The organism is Saccharicrinis sp. GN24d3 (assembly GCF_052400645.1).
Lineage (GTDB): Bacteria > Bacteroidota > Bacteroidia > Bacteroidales > Marinilabiliaceae > Saccharicrinis.
On sequence record NZ_JBQTGI010000013.1, the window covers coordinates 39,791 to 57,870 of the forward strand.

Below are 18,080 nucleotides of genomic sequence, written 5' to 3' on the forward strand. Positions count from 1 at the left end.
AGCGCTTGTTTTAGTAATTGAATATATTTTAAGGTATAGTCATTTTACCCATCACATTCCCGAAGCCATACTTATTCCCTATTTTTCCAATCTGAAGAACGTTTTGAGGTTGTATCGGTCCAAAAGAATAGGTTTCATTGCTGTTATTAAACCCCATTATTAATGTTTCGCTGATACAAGCGTATGCCTCTCCCTGCCTTAAAGGAAATCCTTTCAATGGCATTTTATCCATAGATGGCAAAGTGACAATACCACCTTTGATTACAGTTATATCGTCATCGTTCAGCAGTTCCTGAGTGCAATTTAGTGGCACAGAAATATCGCAAATTACAGCGCCTTTTTTGAAATGTTTCGACTCAAGGAATGGTTTGGCCTCGTTGGTGGCAACAATTATTAAGTCGCATTGGTTACAATGATCCAGATTGTCTATAATTTTTACGGGATTCTCGTCTTCCAGTTCATCTTGCAATAGGTTCCATAATTTATTGCTTTCTGGCATATTAGAATTTGCGATAATTTTTTGATAAAGTTGGCTGTTGAAAATTTTTTCTTCCAATTTGGAGTTGTACTGGTGTCCGCTGAAAAGGTGTTTCATTATGTGCCACAACAAATTATTTCCATGTTCTTTTGCCTTATTGCCTAATTTACCATGATTACCCATCAAAAGTATCTCACTACAACGATTCGTCAGAAATCCGGAAATGGAAGAAGCTATGTTACCACCAGCACCAATAACTGCCATCTTTATATTGGTCAGGTTCAAATTTTCGATGTGTTTTATAATATTTTGAACAGCGGTGTAAACCGTGTAGCTATTGCCTGTAGTTATATTTACATTCGAATTCAGTACAAGTTTTCCATTTTTTAATAATATTGAGGTAAACTGCCCTAAGCCAATTATTGAAATGTCAAATTCGCCATTCAAAATTTGAATGGCGTTATTGCAAAGCCTCCTGTAACAACTTAGCGACTCGCCTGGTTCAGCAAAGGCATCTTTGACCATTTGCGAGGTAAATGATAAGCCGGAAAATGTTATGGAAACAACATCTCCATGATCATTTCTTATATTTTTTCGGCCCAATATTAGCGGACAGGCCATGGGCAAAAGATTATGTAACAACTTCATTAGGGTATCATCATCCAATAATTTTAATGATGGATCAGCAGCTTTCACGGTGTTTAAATCAATATAATGGACTAAAAAGCCAACCTTGTTCATTGCCATATCACTATCTTCAAAAACAATCTTTCCATGTCTGTAATCCTGTATCCCCCTTAAACTTTGCCATTTGGGAGCAAGCATAAAATCTATCAATTTATACAAGTCTTCATAATAAAGGAAACCACATAACTCTTGTAAGGAATTAATGAAGTGTTCAATTTCCGCACCGGTAACCGAAAAACTTGGATGGATCCGTATTGTGGTAGTGTTAGAGAGTGGGACAGAAACACGTATGTTTTTTCGATTCAACAGCCAGGCCGAAATCACATAGCCCAAATAACCACTTCGAGACAGCAGTTGGAAACCATAACTCTGACTGAAACTAAAGTCTTTGAATTCAATACCTATCATTAACCCTTCACCTCTAATGTCGGTTATAATTTCAGGATACTCCTTTTTTAGGTCAAACAGTTTTTCTTTAATGATATTCCCTTTGGTAATGATGTCTTCCTTTTTGTGACCTGCTATTTCTAGGCTTTTAATGGCTAAAAGCGATGACAATTCGTCCTCTGCAAAAGTTGAAGTATGGTTCAGGCCAAATTCTGAGATATATTGCTCACGTTCCACTACCAAAGCACTTATTTTAACCATTGCGCCTCCCAAGGCTTTACCTAAAATATAGTAGTCGGCATATACGTCCGCCTTAAAGGATGATAGAAAAGTTCCGGTTCTAAAGCATCCAGATTGTACTTCGTCGAATATTAGAGGGATATGATTGACTGCTGTTATTTCTCGCAAAAACTTAAGAAATGGATGGGGTACAGGTAAAACACCGCCTTCGCCTAAGATAGGTTCAATTATTAATCCTGCAATTCTGTTTATTTCAAATTCTTTAATCGTTATATATCCATCTTTTTTCAATACCGGAACAACCAGTTTAAATTGGTTTTCATCAACAAGTTTTTTAACGTCTTTTTCGTCCCAATCAAAGAAAAGGTTATTGGTTTGATTGTCGGATAAAAAAGGGCGTCTGTATTGCTCGCGATAGGTAACGGAAAGTGCAGCCAGTGTTTTGCCATGATAGGAATTCCTAGAAGCCAGGATCAAAGGTGGGCTATTCTTGATACATTTTTCGTTATGTTTGATTATTGCGTTTTTGAAATCCTCAAATGTTGAGTAGGATAGATGATTAAAGGTAATCTTGAAAGGGCGATTCTGGCCGTGCACTTTAATATTCAACAGAGTTGATTCAACCTTTTTAATTATGCCGGATAATTTGTTGTTGTAGTTTAAATAAGCATGTTTAATCGCAGCTTCAACAGCCTCTGAACCGGAGTTGGCCAGTGTTGTTATATATTCTTTGTTGCTTTTGTGTGCAATCAGGTCATTTATTTTCTTAGCCAGTAAAGCGGTTCCTTTTTTTATGGACAGTTGAGTGTGAACAGGGATTTTCCTTTCCTGCAACTGGTGAAGGTATTTGAGTAAATCGGGATGGTTGTGCCCTAGTAAGGCACAACCATAGCCGTTGATAAAATCCAGTACTTTAATTTCAGCTTCCCCTTCTGTATAATAAAGATAGTTCTGCTCCGCTTTAATATATTCTTTATCCAACTTTAGCGCTTCCATTAGTCTGACAGGCAGTGGTCTTGCATATGCTTTATATAAGGAATGGATATATTCTTTCATAAAACTATAAATGAGAATGTTTATTAATTATATTGATTAAACAGCCAGGCATTGATAACCAGCTCTATTTTCAATTCGTCTTTCTAACCTATACGGGTAACCTTTGGGTAATATAATTTGATCCGCACACGCCGGTTAAAAGATATTTGGAGCATCGCCATTTTTAATATATCTGCGATAGTGTAAATTGACAACGAAAGCAAACAAGTACATGAATGGTCGGTTAAAAAATCGCTTATGAAAAATTGTCCTTTTTAAAATGTTAGGGATGGTATATACTTTGTTGTAAAGCCACCAATAGCGGTTCTCCAATTTTTCGGGAGTGATTTTTTCGGGAACATGAACACAATTTGTTGCTGTATATCTCGAATAATTTTCGTGAATTAACCTTCCCTGTTCCTTATATTCAGCATACAAATCGGAACCGGGCATGGGTGTCATGATATAAAATTTCGGGACCGGGATTTTAGTTTTCATGATAAATTCAAAAGTGGCTTTTATTGATTGGACTGTATCGCCGTCCGTTCCTATGATCATTTCTGTTGCAGGGAGTATGCCGGCATCAGCTATTCTTCCCAATAATTCTTCGTGCTCATGGGTTATCACCCATTTTTTGTTGAGTTTATCCAATCCTTCCTGGCTAAGACTTTCTATGCCCAGGCTAAGTATCCTACACCCAGATTCTGCAACGAGCTTTAATAATTCCGGTTTTTTTGCCAATTGTATGGAGCATTGACTGGCCCATGTCATGCGAAGCGGTTTAATCTTTTGGCACAGTTTTTCCAAATAAGTTGGGTTCCCGGCTATATTGTCATCTATCAAATAAAACCTTTTAAAACCCAATTCCTTTACTCGATAAATATCATTCATCACCTCGTCGATAGGTCTGGTAATATATTTACCTTTGTACAGGCAAGCGATTGAACAATAGCTACATAAGTTAGGGCAACCTCTTCCTGCCTGTACAGGTAGCATATAGCCAATTTTTTTGTTTATTAATATATCATAGTCGGGAAGAGGAAGGTTCTTTAATTCTTTGATGGGGTAATCGTAAACTTCATCTATTGTACCATTTAATTCATAATCCTTCAGTAGCTTCGGGTACGCAATTTCTGCATCACCAATGACAACGCTGTCGCAATAATCTTTGACAAACCAGGGCACCATGGATGGCATATAACCGCCCATAACCACTGTTTTACCTTTGGCTTTAAATGCCTTGGCCAAATCTATAGCCCTGAAGATAGCGTGGCCCATGGCGCCGATTCCCACAATATCTGCATCCGTATCCAGGTTAACATCTTCAACAATATCAATAATAACCTCTACATCCCAATGTTTAGGAGTAATAGAGGCTAACAAAGGAAAAGCAAGGCCTGGCAGGTAAACCCTTTTTTGTTTACAAGGTTTTTTGTTCTTGGCGCTGTACTGAGTCGGTTGAATAAATAGTATTTTTGGCATAATGTGAACCCTCCATAATCTTTTTCCTATATTGCTTGCGAATTTTTATTAGCCCCTTGATGATTTTATATTGCATAAGAGGTGAATACTTAATGTATCCCCATAAATGTTTGGGTTTGAAGATAACACGTTGATATAATTTGATGATGTTATTATAATATTCGCTCACGGTCATGTGATGTGGTTTTACCATGATATGTGCCAAATCCCATTTGGAGAAATCACTTCGGTCAATAATCAATGTATCTTCGTCTATGTAAAGTCCGGTCCCCTTTAATGGGGTGAGAGGTTGTAGGTTGATAAATTTCAATCCAAGTTCAACCATAATATCAGCAGCACGGTTGAAATCTTCCTGACTCCATGTGGGAGATAAAATAACCGCTGCGTAACAATCTACATTGCTTTCACTTAGTACCTTAAGAGCCAGTTTGTTGGTGCTTTCGCTGGTTTGTTTTTTATAACCGGATAATTCATCATTATTAAAGGATTCGAGACCAACAAGAACTGTTCTAAGCCCAATTGACTTAAACTCATGGATAATGTTTGGATTATTTGCAATAAAATCCGCTCTTCCAAAAACAAGATAGTTTTTGTTTATCCCGTTTGATTTAACCAATCGAATAAACTCTTTAAGCCTGCCTTTTTCCAATAAAAAATCATCATCAATGATATATATTTCTTTTTCTTTTATTGTTTTTAACTCTTTTATTACAATATCGATTGGCCGTGCAAAGTATTTTCCTCCCGTAATTATACGGCAATAACAGAAATTGCATTTATAGGGGCAACCAAAAGATGTTTTAAGCAGAGCTACCTTATTGTGGAACACATAAAAATACTTTTTGCGATATTTTGAGGTAAGTGTTCTGTCGGGTATTATCGTATAGAAATCATATTCTGGCAGTAAAGCCTCGTCCAGAATTTCCCCTTGCGATAAAACACCATTCGGCAAGTCGGCATTTCCTTTGATATGATCGATTAATTTGGGAAATGTAATGGTGGCATTACGGACCACTCTAAAATCAACATATTCATGATCAATATCTTCCGGAAATTTCTCAATGTGAATACCTCCGGTTACCGTAACGGTTTTGGGATTTATCTCTTTAGCAATACGGCAATACGCTGCCATAATGGCTGTATGTGTAATATAGCCGGTAATACAAAATACATCCGGATCATATTTGTGGATAAAATAAGAAATCGGTTTTTTCTCATGAATCATATCTATAACGGTCACTTGATTGTCAGCCTTGATTAAAGTAGCCAGAATTTCAAGTTCCAACGGTTCAACAACCATAATGTGTTGCAGGCCGATTGTTTCGGGCGATGGCTTTGGTCGTACAAATAATACATTTAAAGACCTTTCCATAATATTCAAGTTTAGTTATTGTTACTAAATACTTTTGTTTTTTTAGAAATGTGATTGTAGGATATCTGTTTTTGGAATATCCTTAGCAAACCCATAATTACTTTTTTGTTATGGTACAAAAACATATGTCTCTCATCTATTTCTCCACCTAATCTCATTTTGGGGATCTCTGCGGTCTGACCCAAATCGATAAGCTCACATTTATTGGTGAAACATGACTTTAATATGCTTATGAGATTGTTATGGTATGCCTGGTATTTATTTCTTAGTTCATAATTCAATCCTCCAAAAAAGAAAAATCCTCTGTTGTTATCGAAGCAGATTATGTTCCAGCAGAGTAAACATCCTGCAGCATAATGACTGGTAAGCTGAAAATTATCCGGTAAATTCCTGAAAAAATCAAAAGTCAATGTTTCTAGCTTTGTTTTTGTACGTTCCAGGATTTGCAGGTACAATTCATGATGCTCTTCGGTATAATCGGAGCATAAATTAACAAAGCACTCTACCCCTGAGAATTTTTGAAGGATATTGTTTAGGCGTCTTCTGTATTTCGATCTGATTAGTCCCTGATATTCTTCCCAGTTATTGATATTTTTCTTGAAAACAACAGAAGGTAATGTCCTCATATTTATTGCACTATCCTGGGTGAATCCGTTAATGAGATTGAGAGCAAGTATGAATCCTTTTTCCTTTTTCAGGATATATTCCGAAAGATATGTAAACTCGCATGTTTCTCCTATCAACCCACTTGCCGAAACGGATACAGGCAGGCCAATAATGTGAACTGTAGTTTGGTTGGTGAATTTGGAAAAAGTGAGCAAGTCCATCTTGATGGAATATACCACGGCCCCGGCTTTAAGACATTCGTCGATGTAAAGCTCATAATAACGCTGGTTACAGGGATTGTATTTTTGTAAATGAAGAAGGAAATCTTTTTTTTGAAAATAGCAAGATGTTAAATCATCCCAATATTTATTGAGCTTATTTACTGAAGTTGCCCTTCTTATACTTCGTTCCATAAAGCGATTAAGTTAACTGATTCTTACTATTATTCTTGTTGGAAAATTAATTGCTGATTCTTTATAATTTAATGAGCATATCGGGTTTTGGCAATAGTTTTAATGGTACAGGTTATTTTATAATGCCTTGTTGGACATGTTTTTCAAAAATGAGAATGATCAAAGTTTGAAAAGCGCCCAGATTATTATCCATTGCTAAATTATTATTTGCACCAATAGCACCGGTTTCATATATTTATAGAAGGTAAGTGTTGTATTTTAACAGCTTAGCGTAATTAATACAAACTATGCATATAAAAATAAAAGAGGTGATCAACCTAAAGGATCTAAAGAGTTTTGTTCAGTTTCCAGAATGGCTTTATAGGAATAATCCTTATCGGGTGCCTCCTTTATTTGTGAATGAATATAGTATTCTTAACCGTGACAAGAATCCCGCATTTGAGCATTGCGAGGCTAAATATTGGTTAGCCTATGATAGGGATCAAGTTGTGGGACGCGTAGCAGCCATTATAAATCATGCTCATATCAAAAAATGGAACCAGCGGTACTTACGGTTTGGTTGGATTGATTTTATTGATGATAAAGCTGTGTTTTTAGCTTTAATGGAAAAGGTAGAACAATGGGCATTACAAGAAGGGCTGGAAGCTGTGCATGGTCCATTGGGCTTTACCGACCATGATCCGGTAGGAATGCTCGTTGAAGGATTTGACGAGATTAGTACACAAGCTGCCACTTATAATTATCCTTATTACACAAATCATTTCGAAAAAGCCGGATACACAAAAGATACCGATTGGGTTGAATATGAAATAGAAATTCCTGATGTTACAAACGAAAAAATAGAACGGATCGCAAATATGGCCATGCAACGTTATGGACTTAAGCTGTTGGCAGTAAACAACAAAAAAGAACTATTGCCTTATGCCAGCGATTTATTTCAATTAATTGAAGATTCGCACCAACATTTATACGGTGTAGTGCCATTAACCAAAAAGCAGATACAAAAATATATTGAGCAATATTATGACATTATAATTCCTGAATTTCTTCCCGTTGTCATGGATAGGAACAACCGTGTTATTGCTTTTGGATTTGCGATCCCGTTTATAGGTAAGGCATTACAAAAGGCAAAAGGCAAGTTGTATCCTTTGGGTTTTATGTATCTTTTTAAGGCCCTCAAGAAGAATGATCGGGCAGAGTTGTGTTTAATTGCCGTAAAACCGGAGTACCAGAGAAAAGGGGTCAATGCGATATTGATTCATAACATGGTTCAAGTATTTAATTCAAAAGGAATATTAAAAGTTGAATCCAATCCTGAGCTTGAATCAAATAAGCTTGTTCAGGGCCAATGGAAATATTTCGATAAGAGACAGCATAAAAGAAGAAGGTGTTACATTAAGCACTTAAAGGTTTAATTATTAAAAGAGGAATAATTATTACTGTGCCAGGATACAAACAAAATTGCACCATTGAAAAAATACATCTATTTGTCTAAAACCAACTTCTCTCAGCATGTCGGAATATTCAGACATAGATAATAATTGCATTACATTTTTTAGGCTGTTCTTCTTTGAATTTATTTCGTCGGGTGAGAAATGTCTTAATTTCCAGTTTTCGTGTACCTGTCGGAAAAAACTATTTGATTCGTCATTCGGAAAGGACATTTTCTCGCATAAAATAAAATAACCATTAGGCATGATTGAATCTTTAATTTTATTCAATACGTCCCTTCTCTTGGGTATTTCGACAAATTGCAAGGTAAAAGCGGATACTATTAAATTGGATGGCAGATAATCAAACGTTTCAATTTTCTCATTTCGGAATGTTACATTGTTAATAACCTGGCATTTTTTTTTGGCCATATTGAGCATATGGTCGGATTGATCAATTCCAACAAAAGACAATTCCTTAGAGTGGTTAATGGCCTCAATGTTAAAGATAACTTCTCCGGTTGCGGTACCCAGGTCATAAACAAAGGCATGATCCGGTAGGATTTGTCGTGAAATCAAGGCAATAAGTCGTTGTACGTCATCATAACAGGGAATCGATTTCCTGACATGATCGTCGAATATTTTTGACACATGCTTATCAAAGGTCCAGTTTCCAACCCTGGATAAGATCATTTTTTCTAATGTAATATTATCCATATATTTTTCAGCTCAAGAATCCTAAAGCCACCTTCGAGTTTTATTTTTATAATCTTCGTATTCATCACCATGCATCCATGCTAAATGTTCTTCCTCAATTCTAATTCTAACCGTAAAGATCATGAACACCAGATTAAGTATACAAAATGTTATTACGTTGGGTAATGTCATAAACAGGCCTAACGCATTTAAAACCATTCCCAAAGCAATAGGGTTTCTTGATCTTCGATAAATTCCCGTAGTTATTAGGTCGGTTCTTTTTCCGGACCGGTCAATACCTATTCTCCAGGAACTTTTTAATTGAAGTTGCGAAACTCTCACCAAAACAAGGGATCCGACCATAATCGTGGCACCTGAGATACGGACAATTCCGATTTCCAGATAAGGTATTGGAACAAGGATATGGTAACTATTTGGGAATGCCGAGTACATCAAAATGGCCATTAATATAAAGACAAAGATGATTTGGCGGTAGACCTGAAAAATATACATCAATTTATCTTTTGGGGTGACCACTTCGGGATCAATACCATATTTCTTTTTGAAAGAAGAAATATTTTCTATGTACAACACCAATATGTAAACAATAATGTACGAGGGGAGGAAAATTCTGAAAAACAGTTCCATACTATTTCTGAAAGAAGGTGATTGCTTCCATCATATCATTAAAAGAAGGGTTTGCTTCTTCGAACACCTTTTTGTTTTTGGTACTTATGTCTGTCTCAATGTTTTCTTTAAGCACCAGGCTCGCATGTGGAACTTTTAATTTCTTAGGGATTTTAAAGAATGTAAACCGGTCTGGAGGTGTAACTTTTTTCAGGTTGAGAATTCCTTGAATATCTGCCGTATGATCAAATTCTGAGTGCGCAGCAAAAACACGTTTGGGAAATGGATCTTTGTCATCATATTCATCGAGTAAATCATCTGTTTCCTTAATCAGCCGAACCAGTTCACGGGCACCATCTTTATCAATTCTGGCATAGCGATAAGGATTTTCTCCAATAAGAGGTTTCTTTCCATCAATCCTATCAAGCCATTCCGTAACGCCTGTACGAAGAAGTCTTTCAATGATTTCCCCAAAAACGCCCAAAGGCCCCCCTGCCAAATCAAGCGCAGCAGAGAACAAGTAAAGATCGCCATTGATTTTAGGACTGATACAAGCCATATAAAAGCTTAAAGTTCCTCCTGTAGACAAACCTCCAATTGAAACTTGGTTAACTTTTGATGCAGCGGATTTAATGGCGAATCGCACGTTCGCTTTCCACTCTCTTAAATCTACACCTTCCATTCCCTTCGGTTCTTTAAGACCATGAAAATGGAGTAGGGGCAGGTAAACATTATATCCAAGGTTATGATGAAAATGATAGGCAATCGCACCCATAAAGTAGGGGGAGTCGGTAAGTCCGTGAACCAACACAATGGCTTTATCTGCACCTTCGTGTTCCATCATCGTGGGGTAGCATCCTTCTCTGATTTTGTCATGAGAGAAATAATCGAATTTTTGGTAGTAATCAAACCATTCGTTATTAACCTTGTTTTCTGGTGAATTCATGATCGTATGTTTTTGGAAGGTAATGTTTTAAGCTAATTCTTGAGTCAGATTATGGTGTCTGAAGGATACTTTGTTTTTGCATCACTCACAAAGTGCTTGAAATGATGCATCTATAGGGAGCAAAAGGCACTGCTCCGCCATGGTCAATTCCAACGGAAAGGCCTGTGTAAAACATTTATACTCAAGTTACGATATGTTTTAGTAAAAATCCATACCATTTAATAGGGGAATAAATGAAATGTATTGGAGAATAATAATGCTAGTTAATACTCTAATGGTTGTTTGTAAGCTTATATGCATAGGAATATAAGCTTACATTAATATCCCAATCCCCCTCCCTACGACTGCACCGCAGTACTCTTATTTTAAGGGAAGAACCGATGTTGCTTATGTGGAACGGGTATTGATTAAATAAATATACTAGTCGATAATCTTCGTTTAGATATAATTACGGAGCATTATACGCTCGATTCACTATACTTAAAAATCGGTATAAATGCTTCTGATGGATGTTCTAACGGCAAACCAAACCATTTGGGTGTTTTTCGTTTCCTGGTCATTTGATTCTTTTCTGATTCTAAGTCCCGCAGCAATATTAAAATTGTTTCGTGGATTAATCAAATAACTCATATTACCATCCAGATAAGTCAGATTGGTTCTTAAACCCTGACCGATAGAATTTCCATAATCTTCAGGTCGGTAATCATTGTCTCTAAAGATATTTTGGCCAAAGCTGGGAGCATCTTCATCGTCAGAAAGGTCTTTGCCATACATGGCAAACATCAATTCAGCATTAAAAACAAATCGTCTGTATTGATACTTTACTTTGGTAACGCTTTCCCTGAAGTTGGCACCGAGGGGATGGGCCAGCTCCTGATTGTAATGGGCGTAATTTGTTATGGTTTCGCGGTGCGAGTAAGTATATGGCCTTACCTGGTTATATTCGGTAAGGAAATCAAGCTTGTTGATGCCGAAAAGGTTATAGCTTTTAAAACCCAGTTGAAAACCTTGTTTGTTGGCCCACCATTTGTTGCCGGAAAACACTTCGTCGAATTTAAATTCACCTAACACAAACTGTCCATATAAGGCACTGTTGTTGCCGACGATATATTTGGTGGTTAATCCCATGGTCATATTATCGGGCGATCCCAAAGAGTATTCTAATGGGCGAAAGAAGATTATAGGGTTAAGGTAGGAAAGGTCGAAGTTGCGTTGTCCCCTGTTATCTTGCCCAGCCCAAACAACGCTTTCGAATAGTCCCATCGATAAGCGGTTGCCGACATTGATGGTCAAATAGTGCGACGCTGAATATTTATCCAGATATCTGGAATCATTGCTTTCCTGTTCTTCAGTTATGTTGTTTAAGTCTCGATGTTGTGCCCACAACACATGATAATGAACCTTATTAAATTCAGCCGAAAACTTTAGGTAAGGATAACTAAACGAATTGTCGGAAAGTAACAACGAGCGATATCCATCGCCAATAAAATGTTTGCCCTGACCCAATTGCACATTAAACCACTTTGCAGGATTAAACGAAATAAAGCCTGTAGATTGAGCGTAGTCGTGCGCATTATCGCCATAGCTTTTGCTTTTTCCCTGTCCCGGTACTACTTTTCTTAGGTCAACAAATTCGTCCATATAATTCGGGAATACGCTTTGGTTCTCCACGAAATCGGTATAGAAATAAAAATTCTTGCCAAAGGTCCCTTCAATAAAAAGCCCTCGTGTATTATTCCAGGTGCCTTTTCCTTCATCCGTTTCGTTTCCCACACCAAAATCGAACAGAGGATTAATTTTAATGGTGACTTCCTCATTTTCCCATTTCAATAAATCATCATGGAAAATACGTTGCCAAAAATTCAATTTTCCTGATGGTACTTTTAATCCATCATATAACAAAGAATCTATATTTGTTATCGCATTGATCTTATCCAATTGGTAGGTACGAACAGAAGTATGAATGTTTAATCCGGGACGATAAATTATGCGTTCAAATGGATTGAATTTATCGTTGTTATAATGACTTATTTCCTGTGCCGACAGGTTAGTTGCTATTAATACTACTGTGGCAAATATTAATTTTTGACTAATTTTCATATGCTTTTATTTTCTTTCCATGGTCATATGGAACTCCCATGCAAATTCAATCATTCCTTTGCGTATAAATTAAATGATTGAATTTGTATGTTCTTTTCATTTTTTGCGAACTAACTGCTTTTATCACTACATATTGAGTGCCTATCAAGGCAAGATCCCGTTAAAACCATTATTCGTCTCAGCCGTGCCAATTATTCGCTTCGGCCGTGTCGACTTTTTGCGAATTGAGGCAATTTAGATACATTTTTCCATATCAAAGAAAATAGATTACCTACTTTGTTTTCTTTTAGAGCACGTATGTCTTCCCTGGTTTTCAAAAGTATGTTCTTTATGTTTTTGTTGCTGGCACCGCCCACTCTCATGCGGGTAATTACCATGGGAACATATGTAGCACTGTAGTTAGGATTTGAGAATAATCGAAGAATAAAATCGTAATCGGCCGCAATTTTATAATTCAGGTTAAACAATCCGATTTCGTCGTAAACCTGTTTTTTCAAAAACAACGTGGGGTGCGGGGGCATCCAGCCTGCTTTTAACAGTGATGGTTTAAATGGTTTACTTTTCCAATACCTTACCACCTTGGTTGGATCGTTAACCTGAACATATTCCAGATCGCCATAAATGGCATCCGTGTTCTTGTTTTTTAATACGTTTAGCATTGTTTCAATGGTTGAATCGTCATCCAAAAGATCATCGGCATGTAAAAATCCGATGATGTCGCCCGTGGCCATGCTGATTCCTTTGTTCAACGCATCATAAATCCCATTGTCCGGCTCGGAAACATACCGGTGGATAAAAGGACGATACTTGTCAACCAGGCCTATGGTTTCATCTTTTGATCCTCCATCAACAACAATATATTCAATGTGTGGATAGGTTTGATTGATTACCGATGTTATCGCACTTTCAAGGGTTTTCCCTGCATTATAGGTAGCAGTTATTATAGAAACGGTCATTATAAAGGTTTAAATATCGAGCGCAAAAATGAGGGCTTTAATTAATATTTACAAATCATTTGTAAAAGTTGTGTATAAATAATTACGGAACAGTTTTTATTTTGTTATGTTATAAATATGTTTATTTGTAATAACGTGAGTTCGAATTAAAAAAAAGCAATGTGGAACTCTGGTAAATAACCTTTACTATATATGACGCTTGTATTTATCTTATACCTAATCTTGTTGATTGGAATAGTTGCCTGGTCTTCCAACAAATCTAAAACCAACACCGATTTTGTTATCGGCGGAAACAAACTATCCGGTTATTCGCTCGCACTTTCCGAAAGGGCCACAGGAGAGTCGGCATGGCTGTTGCTTGGTCTTACCGGCCACGCCTATGCCGAAGGAATAACATCCGTATGGGTGGCTATTGGTTGTATGCTAGGGATCTTCTTTTTATGGATCTTTATGGCCAATCCACTTCAGCGAGTTCAGCAAAAATATGGAGCCGTAACCGTGAGTGCCCTGTTTGTAAACAAATTTCCCAAACACACAAGACCTATCACCATAGTTACTTCTACCGTAATTATTTTCTTTTTTATGCTTTATATTGCCTCGCAATTTTCTGGTGCCGGAAAAATATTCAACAATACTTTCGGTATCGATCCTTTATGGGGAATGATTCTCGGGTCGTTATTGGTAACATTTTATACCATGTTGGGAGGATTTATTACCGTTGTTGCCACCGATGCTTTTCAGGCTATTTTAATGGTGGTTACCTGTGTGGTATTGCCGATCATAGCTTATTTTGTTGCGGTTAATAATGGTATAGATCTCTCATCCATTGTATCAACTGTGCCGGATGAGATAGGTAATGCCGATCACAAAAGTGTTTTTTCTTTTCTGCTCATCCTAAACGGTCTCAGCTGGTCCGTAGGTTATACTGGACAGCCACAGTTATTAACTCGCCTGATGGCATTAAGAAACGATAGGGAAACAAAACAAGCAAGGGTAGTGGCGGTTATTTGGACCATGTTAGCTTATGTGGGTGCCTTTGCCATTGGTTTAATCGGATATAAGTTGGTACAATCCGGAGTTTTAGGTGATGTGGCCCTGACATTAGCCCTAGATGCCGAAAAGATTATGCCAACACTTGTGATGCTTCTATTGAACCCGTTATTGGCAGGAGTTTTATTGTCAGGGGCTGTTAGTGCTATGATGTCTACAGCTTCGTCGCAATTGATGGTGGCTTCGACGGCAGTAAGTGAAGATTTAATTGAAAGCAGCCGGAAACATCATTTTTCAGAGAAAAGAAAGTTGCAGATCAACAAGATCTTGATAGTTGTTGTGGGCTTGTTTGCGTTTGCATTGGCAATTTTAATGAAAGAAACAGTATATGGTTTGGTATCTTATGCATGGTCGGGTATAGGTGCTTCATTTGGACCGGCTATCTTACTGTTGCTTTTCTGGAGAAGGTTTTCTGTGGCTGGCTTGTATGGCTCTTTGCTTGGGGGATCAATTTCAACCATTATCTGGAAAACATGGTTGGCCGATATCACGGGCATATCAGAAAGATTGGTGAGTTATCTGGTAGCTTTTAGTTTGGCAGTAATCCTGTCGTATTTAATACCAAACAATGTAAATCAAACTAAACCCAATGGGGATTCATGATGGAAACCATTTTTGTATGAAAAGAATGACTTGAAACTTGCTTTGTTGATCTCCCCAAAGCTCACCAAACTATTTTCCCGGGCATTATATGGTAGGTTCCCGGGTTTCAAAGTTATTATAATCAATCCCAAAGCGAGGCTCAAAACCTTCTCGTAATCTATATCAAAATAGTTTAACCCGGATTATGCATTAGAACTTCGTCGTGAACATTGAAAGTGCAATCTTACTAGGTTTTCATCGTTATGGTGAGTTGAAGTGAAGCAGCGGAGTGTCTTGTTTTGAAACAATTTCAATGTGTAATAGATTTTCTAATGCATATTGCGGGTTTAAGGACGTTTTATTTAGGCCATACCTCCATCCATACACCAAATGCTGCTTGTTCGTTTGCGGGAGTCATATTAATAAAACCGCTGGATATCTTATTAAAAGCGCTAGTTATAAGTGGCTTAGTTTTTTTATTTGATTCTATAAATTTGTTCCATTCACCTTTCCGGAATGACGACACTTTCCAAAATCCAATAGCGTTTTCATCCACAAATTTAGGCAGCGAGATATTGACAATACCCATGTTGTATCGCCAGTTTATATCAACACAAGGATGAATTTTTAAATTTCCTTTAATATCCTTATATAGGATGGCATCCACACCAATAGGGCCTTCGTAATAATCATGCGGGGAAACTGTTTTTAAAGCTTCAATTAGAATCAAGGATACATTTTTAAGTAAATCAACTTGCAGAAAATTACTAATTTCATTTATTTGGTGAGGCCAATTTATATTTCCACCAACAAAGTGTCCCTTTTCGTCATTTATAAAATATGAGATACCTAAAAAGTCAATTTCTCCATCTTGCTTGATCTCCAATTGAAAGGAGAAATCAAAAACTTTATCCAACAAAGGTTCTGCTGTTAAGAACCCTTGTTGTTTTATGGCTCCCTTTATCCAAGGGTAATTCGCATGAAGATTTTTATGCGGTGCAATAACGTGAATTCCTCTTCCCGAGGAACTCCATGGCATTTTTAAAATAGCCGTTTTTTGCTTGCTCATCCACGAATTGAAATCTTCCAATGAAGTAAGTGAAATAGCTGGAGATGGTATATTAATGATTGGATTTATCACATCTGATTCGTGAATATACTTTTGGACTTTGTTCGTGGTATCCCTGCTAAAAAATGCCATACTGCTATCTTTCCAGCTAAAATTAGGCGACGTTTTAAAATCATCTGAAGTATTCGCTTTCAAATGTTTGGTTTTATGATGTATGGCGGGATTCCAACTCCAGGGTCTGATATAATTTAAGTTGCTGTTTGTTTGTTTCAATGAGCTTAAATAACGAATCTTTACAAGTCCTAAGGCATACCATTGTTCTAAAAAAGCGGGGTTCGGAAGATTGGGGGTGAGGATTATATCGCCTTTCGATGCAAAAAAGGAGGGCAGAAAAGCTAAATCACTTTCAAAATGCCTTAGGTTTTTAGGAGGCATATAACTGACCATGCCATTGGCGATTGCCATTTCGCCCGTGGGGTTATAGATGAAAATATCTGTCATTTATGTATTAACTGAAAAAAATATCGGGTGTGCTTTGTGAAAAATGCACTTATAAGTGCAATAGCCATCCCAACTATAGGGTTTCTGATTAATTTGACGATTTTTGTAAATAATTACCATGATTTTAAACAGCTTTTTTGCCTGACAATATTCATAGTGCATAAACAAAGTAATTTCTTAATTTGAAATGACAAAACTATTCAATAAATATTTTAAAGTTTAGAGCAATGATTATAGGTGTTCCTAAGGAAATTAAACCTTCCGAAAATAGGGTTGGTATGACTCCGGCCGGAGTATTAGAGTGTGTTAAGGCTGGTCACACTGTATATGTACAATCTACCGCAGGCGAAGGTACCGATTTTTTCGACGAGAATTACGTAAAGGTTGGTGCCAAAATTTTACCCACCATTGAAGAGGTATATGCTATTGCTGAAATGATTGTGAAGGTAAAAGAACCTATTGAGCCGGAATATAAATTGATTAAAGAAAATCAGTTATTGTTCACTTATTTTCATTTTGCATCTTGTGAGCCATTAACCAAGGCCATGATTGAGCAAAAAGCAATTTGTTTAAGTTACGAAACCGTGGAAACCCCCGACAAAAAGCTTCCGTTATTGGTTCCAATGTCGGAGGTAGCTGGTAGAATGGCTACGCAGGAAGGCGCAAAGTATTTAGAAAGAACGTACAAAGGACGCGGAGTGTTGTTAGGAGGCGTTCCTGGGGTTCGTCCTGCTAAAGTATTAGTGATCGGTGGTGGTGTTGTAGGTACCCAGGCCGCAAAAATGGCGGCAGGAATGGGTGCCAATGTAACTATCATGGACAAAAGTTTAGAGCGCTTACGTTATTTGGATGATATTATGCCTGCCAACGTAAGTACTTTGGCAGCCAATGAGATGCGCATCCGGGAAGAAGTTCGTAAAATGGACTTAATCATTGGTGCTGTATTGATTCCCGGAGCCAAAGCACCCAAATTGATAACGCGCGATATGCTGCCTACCATGAAACAAGGATGCGTATTGGTTGATGTTGCTATTGACCAAGGTGGTTGTTTCGAGACTTCTAAACCAACCACACATGAAGATCCTACATATATTATTGATGATGTTATCCATTATACAGTTGCAAATATGCCTGGTGCAGTACCTTTTACATCAACAATGGCATTAACTAACGCTACTTTGCCGTATGCATTGGAGCTGGCAAAAAAGGGGTGGAAAAAAGCATGTCAGGACAATTCAGCTTTAAAGTTAGGGCTAAATATTGTGAAAGGTGATGTGGTTTACGAAGGTGTTTCTACTGCTTTTGATTTGCCATACGTACCCGTGGAAAACATATTATAACAGAATATATATTTCACAGATGTAATTTGAAGGCCAATTTGTTCCAACACAAATTGGCCTTTTGCAATAGAATGTGTTCATGC

The 18,080-nt window shown here is 37.3% G+C and carries 13 protein-coding genes; 3 read left to right on the forward strand and 10 right to left on the reverse strand.

Annotated features, from left to right (window positions below; genetic code table 11):
- Window positions 1-28: 28 nt before the first annotated feature.
- The 4 genes from ACT29I_RS15970 to ACT29I_RS15985 all read right to left on the reverse strand — a co-directional run bounded on the left by ACT29I_RS15970 (window position 29) and on the right by ACT29I_RS15985 (window position 6,700).
- Window positions 29-2,848 carry an aminotransferase class III-fold pyridoxal phosphate-dependent enzyme gene (locus ACT29I_RS15970; RefSeq protein ID WP_430932794.1) on the reverse strand — a complete coding sequence of 940 codons (2,820 nt, stop codon included), beginning with the start codon at window positions 2,846-2,848 and terminating at the stop codon, window positions 29-31.
- 135 nt (window positions 2,849-2,983) lie between these two features.
- Window positions 2,984-4,309, reverse strand: a complete 1,326-nt coding sequence (locus ACT29I_RS15975; RefSeq protein ID WP_430932793.1) for a B12-binding domain-containing radical SAM protein — start codon at window positions 4,307-4,309, stop codon at window positions 2,984-2,986.
- The gene (locus tag ACT29I_RS15980; RefSeq protein WP_444793921.1) at window positions 4,248-5,681 is read right to left on the reverse strand and encodes a B12-binding domain-containing radical SAM protein; all 1,434 of its coding nucleotides are present in this window, start codon (window positions 5,679-5,681) and stop codon (window positions 4,248-4,250) included. The genes ACT29I_RS15975 and ACT29I_RS15980 overlap by 62 nt, the downstream gene beginning before the upstream one ends.
- Window positions 5,682-5,692: 11 nt before the next feature.
- On the reverse strand, window positions 5,693-6,700 hold the full coding sequence (locus tag ACT29I_RS15985; protein ID WP_444793922.1) for a hypothetical protein: 1,008 nt from the start codon (window positions 6,698-6,700) through the stop codon (window positions 5,693-5,695).
- 287 nt (window positions 6,701-6,987) lie between these two features.
- Between ACT29I_RS15985 and ACT29I_RS15990 the strand changes: the two genes are divergently transcribed.
- Window positions 6,988-8,115 carry a GNAT family N-acetyltransferase gene (locus ACT29I_RS15990; RefSeq protein ID WP_430932790.1) on the forward strand — a complete coding sequence of 376 codons (1,128 nt, stop codon included), beginning with the start codon at window positions 6,988-6,990 and terminating at the stop codon, window positions 8,113-8,115.
- Window positions 8,116-8,136: 21 nt separating this feature from the next.
- Here ACT29I_RS15990 and ACT29I_RS15995 read toward each other — a convergent pair whose 3' ends face one another.
- From ACT29I_RS15995 to ACT29I_RS16015, 5 genes are all read right to left on the reverse strand, one after another.
- The gene (locus tag ACT29I_RS15995; protein WP_430932789.1) at window positions 8,137-8,847 is read right to left on the reverse strand and encodes a methyltransferase domain-containing protein; all 711 of its coding nucleotides are present in this window, start codon (window positions 8,845-8,847) and stop codon (window positions 8,137-8,139) included.
- A gap of 21 nt (window positions 8,848-8,868) precedes the next feature.
- Window positions 8,869-9,474, reverse strand: coding sequence for a methyltransferase family protein (locus tag ACT29I_RS16000; protein WP_430932788.1), 606 nt, complete (start codon window positions 9,472-9,474; stop codon window positions 8,869-8,871).
- 1 nt (window position 9,475) lies between these two features.
- The gene (locus ACT29I_RS16005; RefSeq protein ID WP_430932787.1) at window positions 9,476-10,399 is read right to left on the reverse strand and encodes an alpha/beta hydrolase; all 924 of its coding nucleotides are present in this window, start codon (window positions 10,397-10,399) and stop codon (window positions 9,476-9,478) included.
- A gap of 480 nt (window positions 10,400-10,879) precedes the next feature.
- Window positions 10,880-12,499 carry a hypothetical protein gene (locus ACT29I_RS16010; RefSeq protein ID WP_430932786.1) on the reverse strand — a complete coding sequence of 540 codons (1,620 nt, stop codon included), beginning with the start codon at window positions 12,497-12,499 and terminating at the stop codon, window positions 10,880-10,882.
- Window positions 12,500-12,690: 191 nt separating this feature from the next.
- A complete protein-coding gene (locus ACT29I_RS16015) occupies window positions 12,691-13,455 on the reverse strand; it encodes a glycosyltransferase family 2 protein (protein WP_430932785.1) in 765 nt (254 codons plus the stop codon).
- A 192-nt stretch (window positions 13,456-13,647) separates the two neighbouring features.
- Here ACT29I_RS16015 and ACT29I_RS16020 point away from each other — a divergent pair, with 192 nt between their 5' ends.
- Complete coding sequence (locus ACT29I_RS16020; RefSeq protein WP_430932784.1) at window positions 13,648-15,108, forward strand: sodium/proline symporter; 1,461 nt, start codon at window positions 13,648-13,650, stop codon at window positions 15,106-15,108.
- 337 nt (window positions 15,109-15,445) lie between these two features.
- Here ACT29I_RS16020 and ACT29I_RS16025 read toward each other — a convergent pair whose 3' ends face one another.
- On the reverse strand, window positions 15,446-16,657 hold the full coding sequence (locus tag ACT29I_RS16025) for a hypothetical protein (protein ID WP_430932783.1): 1,212 nt from the start codon (window positions 16,655-16,657) through the stop codon (window positions 15,446-15,448).
- Window positions 16,658-16,884: 227 nt separating this feature from the next.
- Between ACT29I_RS16025 and ald the strand changes: the two genes are divergently transcribed.
- On the forward strand, window positions 16,885-17,997 hold the full coding sequence (gene ald, locus ACT29I_RS16030; RefSeq protein ID WP_430932782.1) for an alanine dehydrogenase: 1,113 nt from the start codon (window positions 16,885-16,887) through the stop codon (window positions 17,995-17,997).
- Window positions 17,998-18,080: the final 83 nt, after the last annotated feature.

What these genes read in the sequence shown, in the direction of transcription:
- ACT29I_RS15970 (WP_430932794.1), bottom strand. Translation starts at nt 2,848, where the DNA reads ATGAAAGAATATATCCATTCCTTATATAAAGCATATGCAAGACCACTG.
- ACT29I_RS15975 (WP_430932793.1), bottom strand. Translation starts at nt 4,309, where the DNA reads ATGCCAAAAATACTATTTATTCAACCGACTCAGTACAGCGCCAAGAAC.
- ACT29I_RS15980 (WP_444793921.1), bottom strand. Translation starts at nt 5,681, where the DNA reads ATGGAAAGGTCTTTAAATGTATTATTTGTACGACCAAAGCCATCGCCC.
- ACT29I_RS15985 (WP_444793922.1), bottom strand. Translation starts at nt 6,700, where the DNA reads ATGGAACGAAGTATAAGAAGGGCAACTTCAGTAAATAAGCTCAATAAA.
- ACT29I_RS15990 (WP_430932790.1), top strand. Translation starts at nt 6,988, where the DNA reads ATGCATATAAAAATAAAAGAGGTGATCAACCTAAAGGATCTAAAGAGT.
- ACT29I_RS15995 (WP_430932789.1), bottom strand. Translation starts at nt 8,847, where the DNA reads ATGGATAATATTACATTAGAAAAAATGATCTTATCCAGGGTTGGAAAC.
- ACT29I_RS16000 (WP_430932788.1), bottom strand. Translation starts at nt 9,474, where the DNA reads ATGGAACTGTTTTTCAGAATTTTCCTCCCCTCGTACATTATTGTTTAC.
- ACT29I_RS16005 (WP_430932787.1), bottom strand. Translation starts at nt 10,399, where the DNA reads ATGAATTCACCAGAAAACAAGGTTAATAACGAATGGTTTGATTACTAC.
- ACT29I_RS16010 (WP_430932786.1), bottom strand. Translation starts at nt 12,499, where the DNA reads ATGAAAATTAGTCAAAAATTAATATTTGCCACAGTAGTATTAATAGCA.
- ACT29I_RS16015 (WP_430932785.1), bottom strand. Translation starts at nt 13,455, where the DNA reads ATGACCGTTTCTATAATAACTGCTACCTATAATGCAGGGAAAACCCTT.
- ACT29I_RS16020 (WP_430932784.1), top strand. Translation starts at nt 13,648, where the DNA reads ATGACGCTTGTATTTATCTTATACCTAATCTTGTTGATTGGAATAGTT.
- ACT29I_RS16025 (WP_430932783.1), bottom strand. Translation starts at nt 16,657, where the DNA reads ATGACAGATATTTTCATCTATAACCCCACGGGCGAAATGGCAATCGCC.
- ald (WP_430932782.1), top strand. Translation starts at nt 16,885, where the DNA reads ATGATTATAGGTGTTCCTAAGGAAATTAAACCTTCCGAAAATAGGGTT.